The organism is Streptomyces sp. NPDC001020 (genome assembly GCF_053599115.1).
In genome coordinates, this window is the sequence record NZ_JBSFLQ010000002.1 from 37,651 (window position 1) to 52,629 (window position 14,979).

General features: G+C 69.1%; 14 protein-coding genes. 5 read left to right on the forward strand and 9 right to left on the reverse strand.

The window, feature by feature from the left end; translation table 11 throughout:
- Nucleotides 1–61: 61 nt before the first annotated feature.
- Nucleotides 62–1,405: a UDP-glucose dehydrogenase family protein gene (locus ACWDEX_RS01820; RefSeq protein WP_450461145.1), complete on the reverse strand. Its 1,344-nt coding sequence runs from the start codon at nucleotides 1,403–1,405 to the stop codon at nucleotides 62–64.
- A 188-nt stretch (nucleotides 1,406–1,593) separates the two neighbouring features.
- On the opposite strand from ACWDEX_RS01820, the gene ACWDEX_RS01825 reads away from it, so the two are divergent.
- On the forward strand, nucleotides 1,594–2,751 hold the full coding sequence (locus ACWDEX_RS01825) for an acyl-CoA dehydrogenase (RefSeq protein ID WP_450461146.1): 1,158 nt from the start codon (nucleotides 1,594–1,596) through the stop codon (nucleotides 2,749–2,751).
- Nucleotides 2,752–2,926: 175 nt separating this feature from the next.
- Here the strand turns inward: ACWDEX_RS01825 and ACWDEX_RS01830 are convergent, their stop codons facing one another.
- The gene (locus tag ACWDEX_RS01830) at nucleotides 2,927–3,496 is read right to left on the reverse strand and encodes a TetR/AcrR family transcriptional regulator (protein ID WP_450461360.1); all 570 of its coding nucleotides are present in this window, start codon (nucleotides 3,494–3,496) and stop codon (nucleotides 2,927–2,929) included.
- 98 nt (nucleotides 3,497–3,594) lie between these two features.
- Between ACWDEX_RS01830 and ACWDEX_RS01835 the strand changes: the two genes are divergently transcribed.
- Nucleotides 3,595–3,882, forward strand: a complete 288-nt coding sequence (locus tag ACWDEX_RS01835; RefSeq protein ID WP_450461147.1) for an antibiotic biosynthesis monooxygenase — start codon at nucleotides 3,595–3,597, stop codon at nucleotides 3,880–3,882.
- Between the two features lie 221 nt (nucleotides 3,883–4,103).
- On the opposite strand, the gene ACWDEX_RS01840 is transcribed toward ACWDEX_RS01835, so the two are convergent.
- The 3 genes from ACWDEX_RS01840 to ACWDEX_RS01850 are packed head-to-tail and all read right to left on the reverse strand — an operon-like array spanning nucleotide 4,104 to nucleotide 7,002.
- Nucleotides 4,104–5,282, reverse strand: coding sequence for a dipeptidase (locus ACWDEX_RS01840; protein ID WP_450461361.1), 1,179 nt, complete (start codon nucleotides 5,280–5,282; stop codon nucleotides 4,104–4,106).
- Between the two features lie 5 nt (nucleotides 5,283–5,287).
- Nucleotides 5,288–5,866, reverse strand: coding sequence for a 5-(carboxyamino)imidazole ribonucleotide mutase (gene purE, locus ACWDEX_RS01845; protein WP_450461148.1), 579 nt, complete (start codon nucleotides 5,864–5,866; stop codon nucleotides 5,288–5,290).
- On the reverse strand, nucleotides 5,863–7,002 hold the full coding sequence (locus tag ACWDEX_RS01850) for a 5-(carboxyamino)imidazole ribonucleotide synthase (protein ID WP_450461149.1): 1,140 nt from the start codon (nucleotides 7,000–7,002) through the stop codon (nucleotides 5,863–5,865). Before ACWDEX_RS01850 ends, purE begins: the two co-directional genes overlap by 4 nt.
- Nucleotides 7,003–7,255: 253 nt before the next feature.
- On the opposite strand from ACWDEX_RS01850, the gene ACWDEX_RS01855 reads away from it, so the two are divergent.
- Nucleotides 7,256–7,801, forward strand: coding sequence for a GtrA family protein (locus ACWDEX_RS01855; protein ID WP_450461150.1), 546 nt, complete (start codon nucleotides 7,256–7,258; stop codon nucleotides 7,799–7,801).
- A 121-nt stretch (nucleotides 7,802–7,922) separates the two neighbouring features.
- Here the strand turns inward: ACWDEX_RS01855 and ACWDEX_RS01860 are convergent, their stop codons facing one another.
- Complete coding sequence (locus ACWDEX_RS01860; RefSeq protein ID WP_450461151.1) at nucleotides 7,923–9,200, reverse strand: ATP-binding protein; 1,278 nt, start codon at nucleotides 9,198–9,200, stop codon at nucleotides 7,923–7,925.
- A gap of 369 nt (nucleotides 9,201–9,569) precedes the next feature.
- On the reverse strand, nucleotides 9,570–10,247 hold the full coding sequence (locus ACWDEX_RS01865) for a response regulator transcription factor (RefSeq protein WP_450461152.1): 678 nt from the start codon (nucleotides 10,245–10,247) through the stop codon (nucleotides 9,570–9,572).
- Nucleotides 10,248–10,783: 536 nt separating this feature from the next.
- Between ACWDEX_RS01865 and ACWDEX_RS01870 the strand changes: the two genes are divergently transcribed.
- Nucleotides 10,784–12,322 (forward strand): peptide MFS transporter, encoded by a 1,539-nt coding sequence (locus tag ACWDEX_RS01870; RefSeq protein ID WP_450461153.1) that lies wholly within the window; start codon nucleotides 10,784–10,786, stop codon nucleotides 12,320–12,322.
- Between the two features lie 298 nt (nucleotides 12,323–12,620).
- On the opposite strand, the gene ACWDEX_RS01875 is transcribed toward ACWDEX_RS01870, so the two are convergent.
- Complete coding sequence (locus tag ACWDEX_RS01875; protein ID WP_450461154.1) at nucleotides 12,621–13,163, reverse strand: ATP-binding protein; 543 nt, start codon at nucleotides 13,161–13,163, stop codon at nucleotides 12,621–12,623.
- Nucleotides 13,164–13,415: 252 nt separating this feature from the next.
- A complete protein-coding gene (locus tag ACWDEX_RS01880) occupies nucleotides 13,416–13,784 on the reverse strand; it encodes an STAS domain-containing protein (RefSeq protein WP_450461155.1) in 369 nt (122 codons plus the stop codon).
- A 250-nt stretch (nucleotides 13,785–14,034) separates the two neighbouring features.
- Here ACWDEX_RS01880 and ACWDEX_RS01885 point away from each other — a divergent pair, with 250 nt between their 5' ends.
- Complete coding sequence (locus ACWDEX_RS01885; RefSeq protein WP_450461156.1) at nucleotides 14,035–14,940, forward strand: RNA polymerase sigma factor SigF; 906 nt, start codon at nucleotides 14,035–14,037, stop codon at nucleotides 14,938–14,940.
- Nucleotides 14,941–14,979 lie beyond the last annotated feature (39 nt).

Here is a 14,979-nt window from a genome sequence, read left to right on the forward strand (position 1 = left end):
GAACACGAAAGGACGCCGGTCCGGCTGCCGGGGCACGGCCGGACCGGCGTCAACCGTCTGCTTACGCGGTGGGACGGCCCATCGCCCGATACGTCCACCCCGCGCGGCGCCACAGCTCGGGGTCGAGCGCGTTACGGCCGTCGAGGACCACACGGGTGGCCGCCGCCTCGCCCAACTGCGCCGGGTCCAGCTCACGGAACTCGCGCCACTCCGTGAGGTGCAGCACCACGTCGGCGCCGCGCACGGCGTCCAGGGCGGTGTCGGCGTACCCGAGCGTCGGGAACACCTTCCGGGCGTTGCCCATGCCCTTGGGGTCGTAGACCGTGACCTGGCCGCCCTGGAGGTGTATCTGTCCGGCGACGTTCAGCGCGGGTGAGTCGCGCACGTCGTCCGAGTCCGGCTTGAACGTCGCGCCGAGGACCGCGACCCGCTTGCCGAGGAACGAACCGCCGCCGAGCGCCTCGCGCGCCATCTCCACCATCTGGCCACGGCGGCGCATGTTGATGGAGTCGATCTCACGCAGGAAGGTCAGCGCCTGGTCGGCGCCCAGCTCGCCCGCGCGCGCCATGAAGGCCCGGATGTCCTTCGGCAGACAGCCGCCGCCGAAGCCGACCCCGGCCCGCAGGAACTTCCTTCCGATCCGGTCGTCGTGCCCGATCGCCTCCGCCAGCTTGGCCACGTCGCCGCCGGCGGCCTCGCAGACCTCCGCCATCGCATTGATGAAGGAGATCTTGGTGGCGAGGAAGGAGTTGGCGGAGGTCTTCACCAACTCGGCGGTCGGGAAGTCGGTGACGACGAACGGCGAGCCCTCGGCGACCGGGGTCGCGTACACCTCGCGCAGCAGCTTCTCGGCGCGCTCGCTGCGCACACCGACGACGATCCGGTCCGGGTGCAGCGTGTCCTGCACGGCGAAGCCCTCGCGCAGGAACTCCGGGTTCCAGGCCAGTTCGGCGTCCTCGCCCACGGGCGCGTGCTCGGCGAGGTAGGCGGCCAGGCGGTCCGCCGAACCGACGGGCACGGTCGACTTGCCGACGACCAGAGCCGGGGCCTTCAGATGCGGCGCGAGAGAGGCGATCGCAGCGTCGACGTACGACATGTCACAGGCGTACTCACCGTGCTTCTGCGGGGTGTTCACGCAGACGAAGTGGATGTCGCCGAAGTCGGCCAGCTCGGCCCAGTCCAGGGTGAACCGCAGCCGCCCGGTCGACCCCTCGATGCCCGCCACGTGCCCCCGCAGCAGCTCCTCGAGACCGGGCTCGTACATCGGGGCCTCGCCCCGCTGGAGCCTCTCGATCTTCTCCGCGACCACGTCGAGCGCCAGCACCTCGAATCCCAGCTCGGCCATGGCCGCGGCGTGCGTGGCGCCGAGATAGCCGGTTCCGATCACGGTGATCTTGAGGGCCATGCGTGCTCCAGAGAGGTGCGTCGTCAGTGCGGTGCCCGAGCATAGTCGGGCCCCTCACCGGGCACGCTTCCCGCTGTCGCCAAGCTCACGTATCACTACCCGTGGGCGGGCCCCTAAGATTTGGGTTACTTAACGGTAATTAGCGTCATCACACAGTTCGTCAGAGCGTCCTTGGAGCGTGAGAGACCTTGGCCGGATCGGCTGATTTCGACCTGTACCGCCCGTCCGAGGAGCACGACATGCTCCGTGACGCCATCCGCTCGCTGGCCGAGGCGAAGATCGCGCCGTACGCCGCCGCGGTGGACGAGGAGGCCCGCTTCCCGCAGGAGGCGCTGGACGCGCTCGTCGCGAACGACCTGCACGCGGTGCACGTGCCCGAGGAGTACGGCGGCGCGGGCGCCGACGCGCTCGCCACGGTCATCGTGATCGAGGAGGTGGCCCGCGCCTGCGTGTCCTCCTCCCTGATCCCGGCCGTGAACAAGCTCGGCTCCCTGCCGGTGATCCTCTCCGGCTCCGAGGAGCTGAAGAAGAAGTACCTGGCGCCGCTGGCCAAGGGCGACGCGATGTTCTCGTACTGCCTGTCCGAGCCGGAAGCGGGCTCCGACGCGGCCGGCATGAAGACCAAGGCGGTCCGCGACGGCGACCACTGGGTGCTCAACGGCGTCAAGCGCTGGATCACCAACGCGGGCGTCTCCGAGTACTACACGGTCATGGCGGTGACCGACCCCACCAAGCGTTCCAAGGGCATATCGGCCTTCGTCGTCGAGAAGTCGGACCCTGGCGTCTCCTTCGGCGCTCCGGAGAAGAAGCTCGGCATCAAGGGCTCGCCCACGCGCGAGGTGTACTTCGACAACGTGCGGATCCCGGCCGACCGCATGATCGGCGAGGAGGGCACCGGCTTCGCCACGGCGATGCGCACCCTCGACCACACCCGCATCACCATCGCCGCCCAGGCCCTCGGCGTCGCCCAGGGCGCCCTCGACTACGCCAAGGGCTATGTCCAGGAGCGCAAGCAGTTCGGCAAGCCGATCGGCGACTTCCAGGGCGTCCAGTTCATGCTCGCCGACATGGCGATGAAGATCGAGGCCGCCCGCCAGCTCACCTACGCGGCGGCGGCCAAGTCGGAGCGCGGCGACAGCGACCTTACCTTCCAGGGCGCCGCCGCGAAGTGCTTCGCCTCGGACGTGGCGATGGAGGTCACCACGGATGCCGTCCAGCTCCTCGGGGGGTACGGCTACACCCGTGACTACCCGGTGGAGCGCATGATGCGCGACGCGAAGATCACGCAGATTTATGAGGGCACGAATCAAGTTCAGCGGATCGTGATGGCGCGCAACTTGCCGTAGCACGGCTTGCGTAGGTCAGAGCCCGTTGGAGGCGGCACCAACGAACCCGCCAGGGCTTTCTGCCAGGCTTGTGACCTGCAAGAACATACACGGCCCCCGGCACGACGCCGGGGGCCGTACCAGTGCCTGCCTTCATCTGGAAACGATCACGGCTGACAGAACAGAAACCGCGTGGTCACTGGGCGGGGCTGCTGGGCGGGCGGTTGAGAATGAGGTCGCCGGCGCGGGCGAGAACCTGGGCGCGGGTGCGGCCGGGGTGGTCGGCGGCAAGGAAGTGGCTGCCGATGGCCATGCAGAACGCCAGCACGCTGCGGGCCTCGATCTCGTCCGGGTCGGTGCAGACGGTGCCGATCGCCTCGCGCAGCAGGCCCATGCGTGCGTTGTCCACCCGGCGCAGGCGCTCGGCGACGGACTGGTCGCGGCGGGCCCAGTCGCGGATGGCCAGGTCGATGGGGCGCAGGCGGTCGGAGAAGGTGAGTTGCCCGGCCAGGAAGGCCTTGTCCATGATGTCTCCACCCTCGTGGTCGATCTGGTCGAGGACGTCGTCGATGGCCTCCCGTTCCCAGGTGTCCAGCATTTCCTCCAGCAGCGCGTCGCGGTCGGCGAAGTAGCCGTAGAACCCACCCTTGGTCACACCAAGGGACTTGGCCAGGGCCTCGACGCGCAGGGCGTCCACGCCGCCTGAGGCCAGCGCCCGCAGGCCCTCCTCGACCCACTTCTCGCGCGGTGTGCGCAACGAACCCATGGCGTGACCCGCCTCACTCATCCGCCCGTTGTACGGCACCGCACAACGGGTCTAACCTCCAGCTATACGTAAGCGTATATCCCAGGGAGGGGATCGTTATGTCGTTCGGCTTCGTCGCCTTTCACTACCCGAAGCCCGAGCATGTGCAGGAGTTCGTCGACCGCACCCATCGGGTCCGCGAGGTGCTGGCCACGCAGCCGGGATTCCTGCGCGCCGAGCCCTGGGTCACCCCCGAGGGTGACGCCGTCGTCACCACCGGAGAGTTCGATTCACAGCAGGCGTTCCAGGCAGCGTTCGCTGCTGTGGCCCGGGAGCTGGGCTCGGCCGTCGCCTTCGACGAGCGCGAGGTCAAGCCCCGCCAGATCCACACCCTGTTGTCGCGGTGACGGGGCAGGCTGCGACGACCAGCAGGTCATTGTCGTGATCGCATTGCGCGGGGGACCTCGGGTCATCGCCCGCCGGCGGGATGCGTCCATGCGCGCAACCTGCCGTGACACACGGCCCGTTGTGGCACCGTACACAGGAACGGGGCACCCTTCGGGGTGCCCCGTTCGTGCGTGCGGCAGGGGCGCGCTGTGCGCGCCGGCAGCGGCTCGCTGTGCGCGCGTCAGCCGTCCAGGTCCTCCATCGTCGCGTTCGACGGACCCCGCTGTGCGCTCAGGTCGCGGGCCACGTCCTCGGCCGCGCCCAGCACCCGTACCGCGTTCTGCCAGGTCAGCTTGGCCAGGTCCGTGGTCGACCAGCCGCGGTCCAGCAGTTCCGCGATCAGGTTGGGGTAGCCGGAGACGTCGCTCAGGCCGTCGGGGGTGAAGGCCGTGCCGTCGTAGTCGCCACCGATACCGAGGTGGTCGATGCCCGCCACCTCGCGCATGTGGTCCAGGTGGTCGGCGACCGTCGCGACCGTCGCGATCGGGCGCGGGTGGGCCTCCTCGAAGGCGCGGTGGATCTTCATCGCCTCCTCGGTCGAGTCGAGGTGATGGAAGCCGTGCGCCCGCATGTTCTCGTCGGCCGCGGCCGTCCAGTCCACGGCGGCCTGGAGCACGAACTTCGGCACGAACGTCACCATCGCCACACCGCCGTTGGCGGGAAGGCGTTCGAGGACGTCGTCCGGGATGTTGCGCGGGTGGTCGCACACGGCCCGGGAGGAGGAGTGGGAGAAGATCACCGGCGCGGACGTCGTGTCCAGCGCGTCCCGCATCGTCGTCGCCGCCACGTGCGAGAGGTCGACGAGCATGCCGAGGCGGTTCATCTCCCGCACCACCTCGCGGCCGAATTCGGACAGTCCGCCGACGCCCGGATCGTCGGTCGCGGAGTCCGCCCACGGCACGTTGTCGTTGTGGGTGAGGGTCATGTAGCGCACACCCAGCTCGTACAGGCCCCTGAGCGTGCCGAGGGATCCCGCTATCGAGTGGCCGCCCTCCGCGCCCATGAGGGACGCGATGCGGCCCTCCGCGCGCGCCGCCTCCATGTCAGCGGCGGTCAGGGCCCGGCGCAGGTCGGCCGGATAACGGTCGATCAACTGCCGTACGCAGTCGATCTGTTCGAGCGTCGAGGGCACCGCGTCGGGCAGGTCGCTGCGCACATACACCGACCAGAACTGCGCACCGACCCCGCCTTCCCGCAGCCGGGGGATGTCCGTGTGCAGGTGCGCGTTCTGGGGGCCGGCGATGTCGCGGGCGTCGAGGTCGTAGCGGACCTGCTCACGCAGCGCCCAGGGCAGGTCGTTGTGGCCGTCGACGACGGGGAACTCGCGCAGCAGCTCCCGGGCCTTGTCCAGTGAGGTCAACGCAGTCACTTCCCCGTTCCGAAGCCGAAGTTGCCCGATCCCTCGACCTTGGAGCGCAGGCGCTTGCCCTTCTCGGTGGCCTGGTCGTTGAGTTCCCGCTGGAAGTCCCGCATCTTCTGGAGGAGTTCCTCGTCGTGCGCGGCGAGGATCCGGGCCGCCAGCAGACCCGCGTTGCGGGCACCGCCCACCGAGACCGTCGCCACCGGGACGCCGGCCGGCATCTGCACGATCGACAGCAGCGAGTCCATGCCGTCCAGGTACTTCAGCGGGACCGGGACGCCGATGACCGGCAGCGGGGTGACCGAGGCGAGCATGCCGGGCAGGTGCGCGGCACCGCCCGCGCCCGCGATGATCGCCTTCAGCCCGCGGTCCGCGGCGTGCTCGCCGTAGGCGATCATCTCGCGCGGCATGCGGTGCGCGGAGACGACGTCGACCTCGTAGGCGATCTCGAACTCGTCGAGGACCTTGGCGGCGGCCTCCATGACGGGCCAGTCGGAGTCCGACCCCATGACGATGCCCACCAAGGGGCGCGCGTCAGCGCTCGTTGAGGGGTGGTGGCCGGGTGACGGGAGGGCAGGGCTCATTCGGTGATGGTGCCTCTCAGGTAGCCGGCAGCGTGACGGGCGCGTTCCAGCACGTCGTCGAGGTCGTCGCCGTAGGTGTTGACGTGTCCGACCTTGCGGCCGGGCTTCACGTCCTTGCCGTACATGTGGATCTTGAGCTGCGGGTCGCGGGCCATGCAGTGCAGATACGCGGAGTACATGTCCGGGTAGTCGCCCCCGAGGACGTTCACCATGACGGTCCACCCGGCGCGCGGGCGCGGGTCGCCGAGAGGGAGGTCGAGGACGGCGCGGACGTGGTTGGCGAACTGGGACGTGATGGCGCCGTCCTGGGTCCAGTGGCCCGAGTTGTGCGGGCGCATCGCCAGTTCGTTGACGAGGATGCGCCCGTCGCGGGTCTGGAACAGCTCGACGGCGAGGTGGCCGACGACGCCGAGTTCCTTGGCGACCGTCAGGGCCAGTTCCTCGGCCCTCAGCGCCAGCTCCTCGTCGAGGTCGGGTGCGGGCGCGATCACGGTGTCGCAGACCCCGTTGACCTGCCGCGATTCGACGACGGGGTACGCCACCGCCTGTCCGTGCGGCGACCGTACGACATTGGCGGCCAGCTCCCGTACGAAGTCGACCTTCTCCTCGGCGAGGACGGGCACACCGGCCCGGAACGGTTCGGCGGCCTCCTCGACGGAGCGTACGACCCACACGCCCTTGCCGTCGTAGCCGCCGCGGACGGTTTTGAGGACGACCGGGAAGCCGTCGCCCTCGGCCGCGAAGGCGACGACATCCTCCGGGTCGCTCACGATGCGGTGGCGCGGGCACGGCACACCGATCGCGTCGAGCTTCGCGCGCATCACGCCCTTGTCCTGGGCGTGCACGAGCGCGTCCGGGCCGGGGCGGACGGGGATGCCGTCAGCCTCCAGGGCCCGCAGGTGCTCGGTGGGCACGTGCTCGTGATCGAACGTGATCACGTCACAGCCCCGTGCGAAGGCGCGCAGCGTGTCCAGGTCGCGGTAGTCGCCGATGACGACGTCGCCTACGACCTGTGCCGCGGAATCCTGAGGAGTGTCACTGAGGAGCTTGAACCTGATGCCGAGCGGGATGCCTGCCTCGTGTGTCATACGGGCGAGCTGGCCCCCACCGACCATGCCGACTACGGGGAACGTCACGCACCCAGGGTATCCGTCGCGCCGAGGCGGTCGGATTCCGTACCGGTGAGGACTGCTCGATGGGCGCTTGTGACCGGTTTCTTTTCGTTCTCACCAACGTGGCGGCTTTCTTTCCGTCCTCATGAACTCGACCGCGGGCATCGCCCACGGCCGCTGGTTAGCATGGCGGGATCGGCAGAACCGCTCGGCACCCGTTGCCGACCGGCCGACACGACCGACCGAAGCGACCGACCCGACGGGGGCTGGCAACACCATGGGCAGAGGTTCCACGGGCCTGAAGGACAAGCCCCAAGGCGGGGTGCGCGGACGGCTGGACCAGCTGATGCGCGAGATCGCCAAGTTCGGCGCGGTCGGTGGGGCGGGTCTGCTGGTCAATCTGCTCGTGTTCAACCTGGTGCGGCAGGCCACCGGGCTCCAGGTGGTCCGGGCCAGCGTCATTGCCACCGTCGTCGCGATCGTCTTCAACTACATCGGGTTCCGCTACTTCACCTACCGGGATCGTGACAAGAGCGGCCGCACCCGGGAGATGACGCTGTTCCTGCTGTTCAGCGCGGCGGGCCTGGTGATAGAGAACGGTGTGCTGTTCCTGGCGACGTACGGTCTCGGCTGGGACAGCCCGCTGCAGAACAACGTCTTCAAGTTCCTCGGCATCGGTCTGGGGACGCTGTTCCGCTTCTGGTCGTACCGCACATGGGTCTTCAAGGCGCTGCCGGTCCGGGAGACCCTGGTGGGCGCGGAGTCCTTCCTCGCCGCGGAGGCGCGGCAGCAGGGGCGGCGCGGACAGCACGTCAACCGCTGAGCCCGCTCCTGGTCCCTGGCCTGTTCTCCCTCCCGATGCCCGGCTGCGACCGGCCGCGGCGGCCTCTGGGGTCCCTCGGCGTGCCGGCTGACCGCACCGAGCTGGTGCCCGGCCCGCGGGGCTACCTGACCGTTGGCTCCGGTTCGTCCCCCGGTAGCGGCGCCTTCAGCGGGGTGCGGGACAGGAACAGGCCGAAGACCGGGGGTGCGGTCTGGAGCATCTCCAGGCGGCCGCCGTCGGCCTCCGCGAGGTCGCGGGCGACCGCCAGGCCGATGCCCGTGGAGTTGCGGCCGCTGATGGTTCGCTCGAAGATGCGGGAGCCCAGCTGGGGCGGTACGCCCGGGCCCTCGTCGGTGACCTCCACGACCGCCTGGTTGCCGGTGACGCGGGTGCGCAGCGCGACCGTGCCGCCGCCGTGCATGAGCGAGTTCTCGATCAGCGCCGCCAGGACCTGGGCTACCGCGCCGGGGGTACCGACGGCCCGCAGATGCCGTTTGCCGGAGCTGACGATCGCCCGGCCCGCGCTGCGGTAGGCGGGGCGCCACTCGGCGAGCTGCTGCTGGATGACCTCGTCGAGATCGAAGGAGACGGCGGAGCCGGTGCGCGGGTCGCGGGCGTTGGTGAGCAGTCGCTCCACCACGTCCGTGAGCCGCTCCACCTGGGTCAGCGCGATGGTCGCCTCCTCCTTCACCGTGTCCGGGTCATCGGTGAGGGTGATCTCCTCCAGGCGCATGGAGAGCGCGGTGAGCGGCGTGCGCAACTGGTGCGAGGCGTCCGCGGCCAGGCGGCGCTCGGCCGTCAGCATGCGTGCGATCCGCTCCGCGGAGGAGTCGAGGACGTCGGCGACCCGGTCCAGTTCGGGGACGCCGTACCGCTTGTGCCGGGGCCGCGGGTCGCCGGAGCCGAGTCGCTCCGCGGTCTCGGCGAGGTCGGTGAGCGGGGAGGCGAGGCGACTGGCCTGGCGTACGGCGAGCAGCACCGCGGCGATGATCGCGAGCAGCGCGACCAGGCCGATGATCAGCAGTGTGCGGCCGACCTCGCGGGTGACGGTGGAGCGGGGCTCCTCGACCCGGACAGTCTCGCCCGCCTCGCCCTTGGCCGTGGAGTGGATCACGTCGCCGACGGGCTTGGTGCCGACCTTGACGGTCGGCCGGCCGGGGATGTCGATCACCGCGTACTTCTCCCCGGTGACCTGGTCCTTGAAGAGCGCCCCCTTGACGTTCTCCTCGCTGAGGAGACGGCTGTCCACGATGCTGGCGAGCCGCAGCGCCTCGGAGTCGACGCGCTCCTGGGCGCTGCTGCTGATCGTACGGGTCTCGACGATCACGAGGGAGACGCCGAAGACGGCGATCACCACGAGGACGACGGCGAGGGTGGACTGGATGAGACGACGGCGCACGGGGGCCCTCCGGGCGATGGCTTTACGTTGACCAGTGTGCCCCGAGCGCGGTCGGCATCCCGAGCGGCGTCACGGCACGCCCGCCCGCGGTCGGAGCGCCGGCCCCGGTAGGGTCCGGCACCCGGCCGGGGGCACCAGTGCCTCGGCACTGGTGCTGTGACCGGAAGGGTTTACCGGGAAGCTCGCGGCGTCCGGTGCTGGGGGTACCTCCCACGCCCTTCAGGCAGTGGGGGAGCATCGCAAGGCGGAGCATCACCCGCGTACTGGATGTACTCGGGTGATGCGACAACGCGGCGTGGGGGTCCCCCCTGCTCGAAGAGCTTGGGGGAGTGCCGTGCCGGGCGCCGGTGAACCTTTCCGGTCACAGCACTAGCTCTTCTCGAAGCGGAAGCCCACGCCTCGTACGGTCGCGATGTAGCGCGGGTTCGCCGCGTCGTCGCCCAGCTTCTTGCGGAGCCAGGAGATGTGCATGTCCAGGGTCTTCGTGGAGGACCACCATGTCGTGTCCCAGACCTCGCGCATCAGCTGGTCGCGTGTGACGACCCGGCCCGCGTCCCGGACGAGAACCCGCAGCAGGTCGAATTCCTTGGCGGTGAGCTGCAGCTCCTCGTCGCCCATCCACGCGCGGTGCGACTCGACGTCGATACGCACCCCGTGCGTGGCGGGCGGCTGCGCGGGCTCGGTGGCGCCGCGCCGCAGCAGGGCCCGGACCCGGGCGAGAAGTTCGGCGAGCCGGAAGGGCTTGGTGACGTAGTCGTCGGCGCCGGCGTCCAGGCCGACGACGGTGTCCACCTCGTCGGCACGCGCGGTCAGGATCAGGATCGGGACGGTGTGGCCCTCGGCGCGCAACCTGCGGGCCACCTCCAGGCCGTCCATGCCGGGCAGCCCCAGGTCCAGCACGACCAGGTCGACGCCGCCCTGCATTCCGGCGTCGAGCGCGCTGGGTCCGTCCTCACGCACTTCGACGTCATAACCCTCCCGGCGGAGGGCACGGGCCAGTGGCTCAGAGATGGACGCGTCGTCCTCGGCGAGCAGTACACGGGTCATGGGGTGATGGTAGTCCGCCCAGGCGGGGCGCAAGGAGGTGATGGGAGGTGTGATCGGCGTACACGGATTCTTACTTCGGGCTTTCGCGACGCCACCGCGCCACCGTCCGCCACCGTGCGGAGTGCCACCTGCGCCTGTGGGGTGTCATCCCTGTAGATACCTTCGAATAGGCGTCCTCGGTTCCGAAATCACCTGTGATTCACGTCTCAGGTTCTTCCATTTCGGCTGCTGTCATGCCGTATGGTGACCAGAACGCCTGTAGCACCATTGGAGACCTTTGGCGAGTACATGACGCTGAAGGTCTCTTTTGCGTGCGGGTTGGGGATTCTCCAGCCTTGAAAAAGAACGACCTGTGGCCGGGCCCCGCACGCAATGACGCGCGCTGGGCGTGGATCCCGGCGGTCGCCGTCCACCGCTCCGTGACCCGGAGCGGACACCCCTGGGCGTGGGGTGGACGATCGATTCCGCTGGTGCCGGCCTTCCCCCACCGGGCGCGCAGCGCTTTTGCAGCGCGTCCCGACCAGCAAGGAACGACCATGGCGTCCAGCCTGACGAAGGACTCGGTCCAACCGGGCACCCCCGGTTCCGAGAAGACCTTCTTCGGCCACCCCCGCGGCCTGGCCACCCTCTTCATGACCGAGATGTGGGAGCGCTTCAGCTTCTACGGCATGCGGGCCCTTCTCGTCGTGTACCTGCTCTCCGGCGGTCCCGACGCCAAGAAGGGGAGCATGGGCGGTGGGCTCGGCATCGATCTGGCCACCACCACCGCGGTCTACTCCGTCTACCTGTCGATGGTGTACCTGCTCGCCATGCCCGGCGGGTGGCTGGGCGACCGCGTCTGGGGCCCCCGCAAGACGGTGGCGATCGCGGCGGTCACGATCATGGCGGGCCACGGGGTACTCGCGCTGCCCGGCGGCCAGGCGCCCTTCTTCGCAGGTCTCGCGCTTGTCGCGCTCGGCTCCGGTCTGCTGAAGGCCAACATCTCCACCATGGTCGGCCACCTCTACAACGGCCCGGACGACCCGCGCCGCGACGGTGGCTTCACGATCTTCTACATGGGCATCAACATGGGTGCCTTCTTCGCGCCGCTGGTCATCGGCACCGTCGGCCAGCAGGTCAACTGGCACCTGGGCTTCGGTCTCGCCGCCGTGGGCATGGGCATCGGCCTCGCGGCCTTCCTGCTCGGCACCCGTAACCTGAACCCGCAGAGCAACGTCGTACCCAAGCCGCTGGACGCCGCGGAGCGCGCCTCCTGGCTGCGCAAGGGGCTGATCTGGCTCATCGTCGCCACCGTCTTCTACGGCATCGTGGGCTTCACCGGCCACTTCACCCTGAACTGGGCGATGATCCCGCTCACCGTGATCGGTCTGCTCATCCCGGCCGGCGTCCTGCTGCGCATCAAGCGGGACAAGGAGCTGTCGGACGTCGAGCAGTCCAAGATGACCGGGTACATCTGGTTCTTCGTGGCGGCCGCCGCCTTCTGGATGATCTACGACCAGGGCGGTTCCACGGTCCAGGCGTTCGGTGAGACCAAGACGTCCGGCTCGCTGCTGGGCTTCGACTTCCCGTCCTCCTGGTACCAGTCGCTGAACCCGGTGTTCATCATGGCCCTGGCCCCGGTCTTCGCCTGGTTCTGGCTGTGGCTGAACCGCAAGGGCAAGGAGCCGAGCACCGTCGCGAAGTTCGCGGCCGCCCTGTTCTTCATCGGCGTGTCGTTCTTCTTCTTCCTGCTGCCGCTGGGTATGGCCACGGGCCACACCGAGGTCAGCCCGATGTGGCTGGTGGGCATCTACCTGATCCAGACCGTCGGTGAGCTGTGTCTGTCCCCGGTCGGCCTGTCGGTCACGACGAAGATGGCCCCGGCCAAGTACGCCAGCCAGATGATGGGCGTGTGGTTCCTCGCGGTCACCGCGGGCGACTCCATCACCAGCCTGCTGTCCAACCCCGCCATCGCCGGGGTCGACCTCAGCGGCAAGGGAGCGGTTGCCCTGGAGGCCGTCCTCGCCACCCTCGCCGGTTTCGCGATCTACATGTACCGCCGGAAGGTCAAGGCCCTGATGGGCGACGTGAACTGACGCCGTCGTCCGGCCGGACAGAAAGGGCCGCCCCGTTCGGGGCGGCCCTTTCGTGTGTCCGCGTCGTTCTCACCCTGGTCGCTTCCCGGTGCGGCGGCGGGCGCCGCCGCAGCCGACCGGGGCGAAGCGCGGCGGCGGGTCGTGTCCGGTGTGGCACGACCCCATGGGCCGTGACAGGGCGTCAGGCCGGTCGTCGGCGTACGGCGGTCTCGCCGGGGGAAACACCAGGCGCGCCGGATCCGTGCGGATCCGGCGCGCGCGGAGCGGTGCCCGGGTGCCCGGATGTCTCCCGACCGGTTCAGGCGGGTGCGCCCAACTCGGCCCACACCCTCTTGCCGGCGACACCCGGAAGGCGTACGACCCCCCAGTCCAGGCACAGCCGCTGGACGATGAACATGCCGTGTCCGCCGGGGCGGCCGGCGCGGTGCGGGGTGCGCGGCGCGGGCTGGCCGGCGCCGTGGTCGGCGACCTCGATGTGGATCACCTTCTTGTCGCAGGTGATCTCCAGCCGGTCGGGGCCCTCGGCGTGCAGGCAGGCGTTGGTGACCAGTTCGGAGACGACGAGGAGCACGTCCTCGGCGGCGGCCCGCTGGTCGGCGGTCGCGGCGGGCAGCCACCCCCACGCGTACAGGGCCTGGCGGGTGAAGTCCCGGGCGAGCGGGACAACTCCACTCCTGCCCTCGAAGCTCAGGCCCCGGACCTGCCGACCGGAGGAGAGCTCCCCCTCTTCGGGCACACCGGAGGAAACGCCCTCCTCGGACGCATCCCCCGCGGATGTCCCGGAAGCGCCGCTGGGCTCGAGGCCGCGGTCGCCCGGCGAGTTGGGCCGGGTGGTGCTCATCAGCGCTTCACCTCACCGATTCACCAGTTCACAATTCAAAACTCAGTATGAGATCGACGACGTTTCCGTCGGTTGTTGCTCGTGCCCTTCCGGGGCTCTTTTCGTCGCGACTTCCGCCCCGACTGCCGACCTGTTCAGCATGTCTCCTGCCCGACCGAACCGCCGGAACACCCATGGATTCGACCGGCGACTGTGACGCGCGTAACGCGGCGACCACAAGGGGTCATCCGAGCACGCACCCCCGGTCCCGCACTACTCGGTCAGGGCCGCGTCCAGCGTCTCGTGGACGGTGAAGACGGCCTCCGCCCCGGTGATCTCGAAGACCCGGGCCACCACGGGCTGCATCTGGGCCAGATGGACCCCGCCGCCGGCGGCTTCGGCCTTCAGCCGGGCGCCGAGCAGGACGTTCAGTCCGGTGGAGTCACAGAACTCCAGTCGCGAACAGTCCACGACCAGGCGTGAGACCCCCCTGGCGAAGCAGTCATCCAGCGGTTCGCGCAGCAGATCGGCGGTGTGGTGATCCAACTCACCCGCCGGGGTCACGACGGCACTCGTGCCCGCCTGCCGCACCTCGACCAGAAGTCGGCCCGACTGTGTGTTGCCGACCGTCCCGCGGTCCATGCCGTCTCTCTCCCGACCGTCGTGGCTTTCGATGGACGCCCCCGAACACTACGCCTTCCTCACACTGCCTGACACCCGAACAACCCTATGAAATCGGACATTTAGCCACAGATCTCACTTGCAGCAGGCCTGTGAAACCGGGTAGGGCTAGTAGGGACACCTACTCGACACGGCCGGCTTCGGAGGCGCCGCACACCGCACCGCACGTATTGGCATCGGCGGCCATATGCCGAGAACGATGGAGGACATCATGTCACCCCGGCTCGACGCATCGCAGACCAAGAGGGCGACGTCGGCTCCCTCTCCGGAACGACTGGACCACGACCTTGTGGACAGTACGGCGGAAGACACACTCGCCGGACTCCCGGAGATCCCCCCCTACGACGAGGTGGGGCCAATGGACGCACGGGCCCTGTCCAAGACGCTCTTCGAACGACTGGAGTCGCTCGAAGAGGGCACGTACGAATACTCGTACGTCCGCAACACACTCGTCGAACTGAACCTGGCCCTGGTGAAGTTCGCCGCCTCCCGCTTCCGTTCGCGCAGCGAACCGATGGAGGACATCATCCAGGTCGGCACGATCGGCCTGATCAAGGCGATCGACCGCTTCGAACTGAGCCGGGGCGTGGAGTTCCCCACCTTCGCGATGCCGACGATCATCGGCGAGATCAAGCGATTCTTCCGCGACACGTCGTGGTCCGTGCGCGTCCCGCGTCGGCTGCAGGAACTCCGGCTGGACCTGGCGAAAGCCGGCGACGAACTCGCTCAACAGCTCGACCGCGCCCCGACCGTGGCAGAGCTGGCGACGCGCCTCGGTATCTCGAACGACGAGGTCGTCGAGGGCATGGCGGCGTCGAACGCCTACACGGCGAGTTCCCTCGACGCCCAGCCCGAGGAGGACAACTCCGAGGGGGCGCTCGCGGATCGCATCGGGTACGAGGACCACGGACTCGAAGGCATCGAGTACGTCGAGTCGTTGAAGCCGCTGATCGCCGAACTCCCGCAGCGCGACCGCAAGATCCTGTCCCTGCGTTTCGTGGCCAACATGACGCAGTCGGAGATCGGCGACGAGCTGGGCATCTCGCAGATGCACGTGTCCCGGTTGCTCTCCCGGACGCTGGTGCGGTTGCGGAAGGGGCTCACAGCCGAGGAATGACGGCCCTGCGGTGACGGCCCGTCGAGGCGATCACCGTCC

Excerpts from the sequence above, each read along its gene's own strand:
- ACWDEX_RS01820 (WP_450461145.1), bottom strand. The coding sequence starts at position 1,405 with ATGGCCCTCAAGATCACCGTGATCGGAACCGGCTATCTCGGCGCCACG.
- ACWDEX_RS01830 (WP_450461360.1), bottom strand. The coding sequence starts at position 3,496 with ATGGGTTCGTTGCGCACACCGCGCGAGAAGTGGGTCGAGGAGGGCCTG.
- ACWDEX_RS01835 (WP_450461147.1), top strand. The coding sequence starts at position 3,595 with ATGTCGTTCGGCTTCGTCGCCTTTCACTACCCGAAGCCCGAGCATGTG.
- purE (WP_450461148.1), bottom strand. The coding sequence starts at position 5,866 with ATGAGCCCTGCCCTCCCGTCACCCGGCCACCACCCCTCAACGAGCGCT.
- ACWDEX_RS01855 (WP_450461150.1), top strand. The coding sequence starts at position 7,256 with ATGGGCAGAGGTTCCACGGGCCTGAAGGACAAGCCCCAAGGCGGGGTG.
- ACWDEX_RS01865 (WP_450461152.1), bottom strand. The coding sequence starts at position 10,247 with ATGACCCGTGTACTGCTCGCCGAGGACGACGCGTCCATCTCTGAGCCA.
- ACWDEX_RS01870 (WP_450461153.1), top strand. The coding sequence starts at position 10,784 with ATGGCGTCCAGCCTGACGAAGGACTCGGTCCAACCGGGCACCCCCGGT.
- ACWDEX_RS01875 (WP_450461154.1), bottom strand. The coding sequence starts at position 13,163 with ATGAGCACCACCCGGCCCAACTCGCCGGGCGACCGCGGCCTCGAGCCC.
- ACWDEX_RS01880 (WP_450461155.1), bottom strand. The coding sequence starts at position 13,784 with ATGGACCGCGGGACGGTCGGCAACACACAGTCGGGCCGACTTCTGGTC.
- ACWDEX_RS01885 (WP_450461156.1), top strand. The coding sequence starts at position 14,035 with ATGTCACCCCGGCTCGACGCATCGCAGACCAAGAGGGCGACGTCGGCT.